The 5,550-nt window shown below is 42.7% G+C and carries 6 protein-coding genes; 2 read left to right on the plus strand and 4 right to left on the minus strand.

Going from position 1 to position 5,550, the window contains the following annotated elements:
• Positions 1-175 precede the first annotated feature (175 nt).
• The 3 genes from rsmD to AC1DRQ_RS29125 all read right to left on the minus strand — a co-directional run bounded on the left by rsmD (position 176) and on the right by AC1DRQ_RS29125 (position 2,063).
• A complete protein-coding gene (gene rsmD, locus AC1DRQ_RS29115; RefSeq protein WP_477429267.1) occupies positions 176-721 on the minus strand; it encodes a 16S rRNA (guanine(966)-N(2))-methyltransferase RsmD in 546 nt (181 codons plus the stop codon).
• On the minus strand, positions 697-1,509 hold the full coding sequence (locus AC1DRQ_RS29120) for a DUF3822 family protein (protein ID WP_477429269.1): 813 nt from the start codon (positions 1,507-1,509) through the stop codon (positions 697-699). Before AC1DRQ_RS29120 ends, rsmD begins: the two co-directional genes overlap by 25 nt.
• A 62-nt stretch (positions 1,510-1,571) precedes the next feature.
• Positions 1,572-2,063: a hypothetical protein gene (locus AC1DRQ_RS29125; RefSeq protein WP_477429271.1), complete on the minus strand. Its 492-nt coding sequence runs from the start codon at positions 2,061-2,063 to the stop codon at positions 1,572-1,574.
• Between the two features lie 56 nt (positions 2,064-2,119).
• Between AC1DRQ_RS29125 and AC1DRQ_RS29130 the strand changes: the two genes are divergently transcribed.
• The gene (locus AC1DRQ_RS29130; RefSeq protein ID WP_477429273.1) at positions 2,120-3,544 is read left to right on the plus strand and encodes an ATP-dependent DNA helicase; all 1,425 of its coding nucleotides are present in this window, start codon (positions 2,120-2,122) and stop codon (positions 3,542-3,544) included.
• Between the two features lie 477 nt (positions 3,545-4,021).
• Positions 4,022-4,855: a nuclear transport factor 2 family protein gene (locus AC1DRQ_RS29135; protein WP_477429275.1), complete on the plus strand. Its 834-nt coding sequence runs from the start codon at positions 4,022-4,024 to the stop codon at positions 4,853-4,855.
• 176 nt (positions 4,856-5,031) lie between these two features.
• Here the strand turns inward: AC1DRQ_RS29135 and AC1DRQ_RS29140 are convergent, their stop codons facing one another.
• Positions 5,032-5,358 carry a HesB/IscA family protein gene (locus AC1DRQ_RS29140; protein ID WP_477429277.1) on the minus strand — a complete coding sequence of 109 codons (327 nt, stop codon included), beginning with the start codon at positions 5,356-5,358 and terminating at the stop codon, positions 5,032-5,034.
• Positions 5,359-5,550: the final 192 nt, after the last annotated feature.

Here is a 5,550-nt window from a genome sequence, read left to right on the forward strand (position 1 = left end):
ACTTTTAACCTCGTTATCTACAAATAGGTAGCTCCTAACGGAGCATATAAACTTGTGCACACACAGTAGCAGATGGAGAGGGTGTAAAAAAGAAAGCACACAAATCTAAGTCCTCCGCTTTGGACAGGACTATTCGCAATTAATGTTTTATTGCTGCTCATGAAGGCTACGCCGTTTAGGAGAGGCTTGCGTTCCTGAAAAAAGAGAAAGACGAATGCCCGTATTTACGTTGCTCTACAAAAGCAGGATGTTTGCTCAGGTTTTGCAACGACTGATGTTCAACTATTAATAGTGCTCCTGGTAACAGGATGTTTCTTTCAAAAACTATCCCGGGTATTTCGGGGATCTTGTTAAGGTCATAAGGAGGATCGGCGAATATGAGGTCGTACTGCTCGGTTTCTATTTGCAGGTATTTAAAAACATCCTCCTTGTAGGCTTTTATCTGATCAAGCTTATGCTGGCGCGACGCGTCTTTTAAATAGTTTACGCAATGTATGCTGCGGTCAACAGCTATTACCTGCGCGGCACCCCTTGAGGCAAACTCCATGGATATATTACCTGTACCGCTAAACAGGTCGAGCACCTTAATGCCTTCGAACTCAATTTGATTTTGCAGGATGTTAAACAATGCTTCCTTGGCCAGATCAGTAGTAGGGCGTACCGGAAGATTTTTTGGTGGATTGAGCCTTAAACCCTTTAAACTACCTCCGATGATGCGCATAACGATAAAGCAGCAATTGACAATAGTTTGTGTGAAGCGATCTCTTCGGGTAATTGTAACACCTGCAGATCATTGGGCTGTACCTTGCCAAAAAACTCGGCCAGGCGGCTAATGCTTTCATCTTCAGCGTTAATATCACCGCTTATATAAAGATTGGTATCAGCAGGTTGCAGATTTAGTTCGGTAGTTACCAGCGCGGTGAAATAGGCAAGCTCGTCGCTGGTTTTAAATTCAAACCTGTTATAAAAACGCAGTTTACCGTTATTGAAAACAACAAACTCCACATTATCTCCATTTATATCCAGATATAAGTCCTTATCACCGGGGTTATTTTTAGCAATGGCTGCTATCCATCCTTTTGATGAAAATACCGTATTACGCAGGCCAAACTCTTCGGCAGCATTTATGATGTTTTTGTCAGTTTTATAAACAATAACATTTTCATTATCTAATGATTGGGCCGATACCCTTTCGTTGGGTTTTACATCAAGGAAACGGGCAAAATCGGCAATGCGATTCTGGCTGAACAAGATCTGTGGTACCAGCGTAAAACCGGTAGCCGGTAACCCAATAACCACCTGTTTGTATTTGGCAGACAACAGATCAAGCAGTTCCTGCGGATCACTAAATTCTTCCAGGGAATGGTTTTCGGCCCAGGCAATCAATTTATCCTGATCAATAATCGCATATGAAAACGATGTTTTATCAATCTGGATCAATAAAGTATAATCTTCGGCCTGGTTAAGGCTAAAGTCATCATCATGGTAATTATAATTGTGTTCGCTCATGCCAGTTTAACAAAAGTAATATTTTTTGGCAGATACAACAGATGCTGCCATTAAAAATGCACTTAGCCTATCCTTACTATATAAGATGCAGCTATCGCTATCAGGATTGCTACTAACAAAGGTGTCCAGATTGGTTTTGGGTAATAATCATTGTCAGGGAAGTACTTTTTGAAAAAGTACCTGGTAAGTACCAGGCCTCCTGCTATATTAACAACCAAAGTTAAAGCGTAAAGTGCTATAACTGACTGGATCTGCTCAGGGCTTAACTGCGTGCCATTTGCTCCCGCTTTGATGGCGGCCACGTTAATCTTCATGCCTGTTGAGCTTATGATAATACCCGATAGGACATGGTAAAATATTGAAAAGATTAAAACCTGCCAGGCTGCTCTTTTGAATCCGGCGGCCCTTAAATTAAGCATAAGCAGTACACCACCAAATATAACCCCAAAGAAAGCTGAAAACCCTAATATGGCCCCTTTTGAATAAATATCCACATATTCATCTTCAGTATATTTATCTTCTGTTTCCTCGTCTTTATTTTCATCAAATTCCATGGTCAAATGTAAAACTAATCTTACTTAATTAAATTACTTATCAGCATTTTTGCAAGGTGACAGAAACTGATCATATACGCAAAGCTTTTCCGCACCAGCCCACCGGCCAGCAACTGGAGTTGTTTGACCGCTTGCACAGCTTTTTGCTGAGCGATGACGGCGACGAATGTTTTATATTAAAAGGTTATGCCGGTACGGGTAAAACCACGGTATTAGGCGCTTTGGTAAAAGCATTGCGCCAATACAAATATAAAGCTGTTTTGCTGGCGCCTACCGGGCGTGCTGCTAAAGTGATCACTAACTATTCGGGCCGCAAGGCATTTACCATACATAAGCGCATATACCGTAAAAAATCTGCCTTGAACCTTGATGAGGGTTTTGCTATTGCGGATAACCTGGCCAGCGATACRCTGTTTATTGTTGATGAGGCTTCCATGATATCTGACGAGCCCAATGGCAGTAACCGGGCATCGTTGTTGTATGATCTGTTAAAATATGTGTACAACACTAAAAATTGCAAACTGGTATTGGTGGGCGATACCGCTCAACTGCCCCCTGTAGGCTCTGAAAATAGCCCCGCCTTGGATGAGCAGATCATGAAAGGGAAGTTTGCCGTAACTGTATTTAGCTATGAGCTTACTGATGTACTGCGCCAGGCTAAAGACTCGGGGATCTTGCTTAACGCTACCCGGATCCGTGACATCATCCGCAAGGAAAAAATAACTACGCCTAAGATAGTCACCAAAGGTTATAAGGATGTTTTCAGGATGACAGGCGAACGCCTGGAAGAGGGGCTTAATTATGCCTATAACAAGTATGGGTATGACCGTACGCTGATCATCTGCCGATCCAATAAAAATGCCAACCTGTATAACGGCCAGATCAGGAACCGGATCTTGTTGCGTGAAGAGGAGCTTACCGGTGGCGACCAGATCATGGTGGTCAAAAACAACTATTTTTGGCTGCAGGATCAGGACGAAAGCAGTACCGGCTTTATTGCCAATGGCGATATTGCCCGCATAAAAAAGGTACGTCGTATTGAGGATATGTATGGTTTCCGTTTTGCCGATGTGCAGCTGGAGTTTATTGATTATGCCGAAGACCCAATATTGGATTGCAAAATACTACTGGATACGCTGTACGCCGAATCGCCGGCCCTGTTACAGGCCGATCAGAAACGCTTTTACCTGGAGGTGATGAAAGATTATGAGCACCTGGCCAATAAACGCGCCATGCATAACGAGTTAAAGCTAAACCCTTATTATAACGCTTTGCAAATAAAGTTTGCCTACGCCATTACCTGTCACAAGGCGCAGGGTGGGCAATGGGATGCCGTATTTGTTGACCAGGGTTACGTTACCGAGGAAATGATAAATATGGATTTTTTACGCTGGTTTTACACCGCCGTAACCCGTGCCACTACCGAACTTTTCCTGGTGAATTTTGATAGCCGGTTCTATTCGGCACCAGCGGAGGAATAGGTTGGGTCATTGGGTCAATTGTTCATTGGTAAATAGTTCGCGAATAGACTCACCTCGCCCACGCTTCGCGACCCTCTCTTCGCCTGCGGCGGAAAGAGGGTGTTTGAAAATATAGTTTGTCATGCTGAACATAGTGAAGCATCTATTCAACACCATGTTAGTTCACGAATAGATCCTTCGCTCTGCTCAGGATGACAAAGAAAAACGCCCTCTTTGCGCCGCAGGCGAAGAGAGGGTGACCGAGCGCAGCGATGGTCGGGTGAGTCGAGCCGTCAATAGGTTTAATATCCTTTGTCTTTAAATCCTTCACCCTTTATCCTAAAATAAACTATCTTTAAGCCATAATTACTTCAACAACATATCAAACAAGGATTGCCAAAAATCCGGCCTGCTAAGCAGGTTATTAAAATGCTGAGCTTTTAGCGTCAGTGTTTCGTACGAACTAATTTTTACATCATTTATTTTTTTATTACAGTAATGAAAATTACAAACCTATTGGCTTTGGGCTTTTGCTACATTTATGTATGCGTATGCCCGGCTGTTAAAGCAAATACTATTATGGATACCTTAACCAATAAACAAAGCGTACTATCATTTTATAAACAAATTGTTGGCCAGCGCAAAGCTGAGCTGATACCTGAATTTGTGAGGGAAGATTATATACAGCATAATCCTACGGTTAAACAGGGCAGGGCTGGCATCACAGAGATGATCAACTATTTAAAAACGCTGCCTCCGCCGCCTGCCGGAGCAAAGTCACCCATCATCAGGGCCATACAGGAGTGGGATCTGGTGGTTACACATCTCGACATTCAGTTTATGGGCAAACGTATGGCGGTCATCGATCTTTTTAAGCTGAAAGATGGTATGCTGGCCGAACATTGGGATGTGATACAAGCCATGCCCGATCAAACAGGTGTGGCTATCACCGCAACAAATGGCAGCACTGAAATTGACGTAAGCGCATCCGCAACAAACAGCAAGCATATTGTTGAGCAGTTTTATAAAGCCATTATTAATAAAAATACTGCTGCTGATTTTATTGAATTGGATTATACAGAACATGATCCGGCGGTAATTAGTAGCGGTAAAAGCCTGGTAAGTTACTTAAGTGATGCTCCACAGCGGGAAATTAAAATACACCGGGTCATCGGCGAAGGCAATTATGCGGTAGTTCAATCTGAATTTAAAAGAGGAGGGAAATCTTATGTACTTTACGAGATCTTTAGGATAGCGCGCGATAAAATTGCCGAGCGTTGGAGCGTGGAGCAAGCCATTCCTGATGGGGTGGATGCGGAGAAGATGTTTTAGCCCTTAATCAACAGGTCATGCCGAACTTGTTTCGGCATCCCACATGCAGGATTGCAGGCATGGTAATTTAACCTATCCTGAGAGATCCTGAAACAAGTTCAGGATGACTTCATGGGCAGGGTATAAAACAAAAGCGGCCCCAAATTGGGGCCGCTTTTAGTATTTCATAGTAAATTTTATACAGAGAAGYTTTCGCCGCAACCGCATGTACGGCTGGCGTTAGGGTTATTAAAACTGAAACCCTTACCGTTCAGTCCATCAGTAAAATCAAGCTCGGTACCGGCAAGGTACAGGAATGACTTCATGTCGAGCGCGAAACGGATACCATGGTCTTCAAAAAACTGGTCGCCCTTTTTCTCTTCGTTATCAAAATCAAGATTATATGATAAACCAGAGCAACCACCCCCCTGAACAGATACACGCAGAAAATAAGAGGCATCCATCCCCGAATCCTGCATCAGGTGTTCTATTTTACTTTTTGCTTTATCAGTTATCGTTACCATTGTTATTCGTATTTAGTAATTAGTATCAGGTATCAAGATTTTAAATCAAAATTAGTACCAACTATATCTTGATACTAACTACTTGATACTTGCTACCAATTAATGATGTACTTTTTCGCTTGCAATTGGCTCTAAGCCATTTTTTACGCGGAAATCATTAATTGCTGCTTTAATAGCATCCTCTGCCAACAC

It is taken from the genome of Mucilaginibacter sp. P4_E8 (assembly GCF_056401495.1).

Coding starts and splice junctions, on each gene's coding strand:
- AC1DRQ_RS29120 (WP_477429269.1), bottom strand. CDS start 1,509: ATGAGCGAACACAATTATAATTACCATGATGATGACTTTAGCCTTAAC.
- rsmD (WP_477429267.1), bottom strand. CDS start 721: ATGCGCATCATCGGAGGTAGTTTAAAGGGTTTAAGGCTCAATCCACCA.
- AC1DRQ_RS29135 (WP_477429275.1), top strand. CDS start 4,022: ATGAAAATTACAAACCTATTGGCTTTGGGCTTTTGCTACATTTATGTA.
- AC1DRQ_RS29125 (WP_477429271.1), bottom strand. CDS start 2,063: ATGGAATTTGATGAAAATAAAGACGAGGAAACAGAAGATAAATATACT.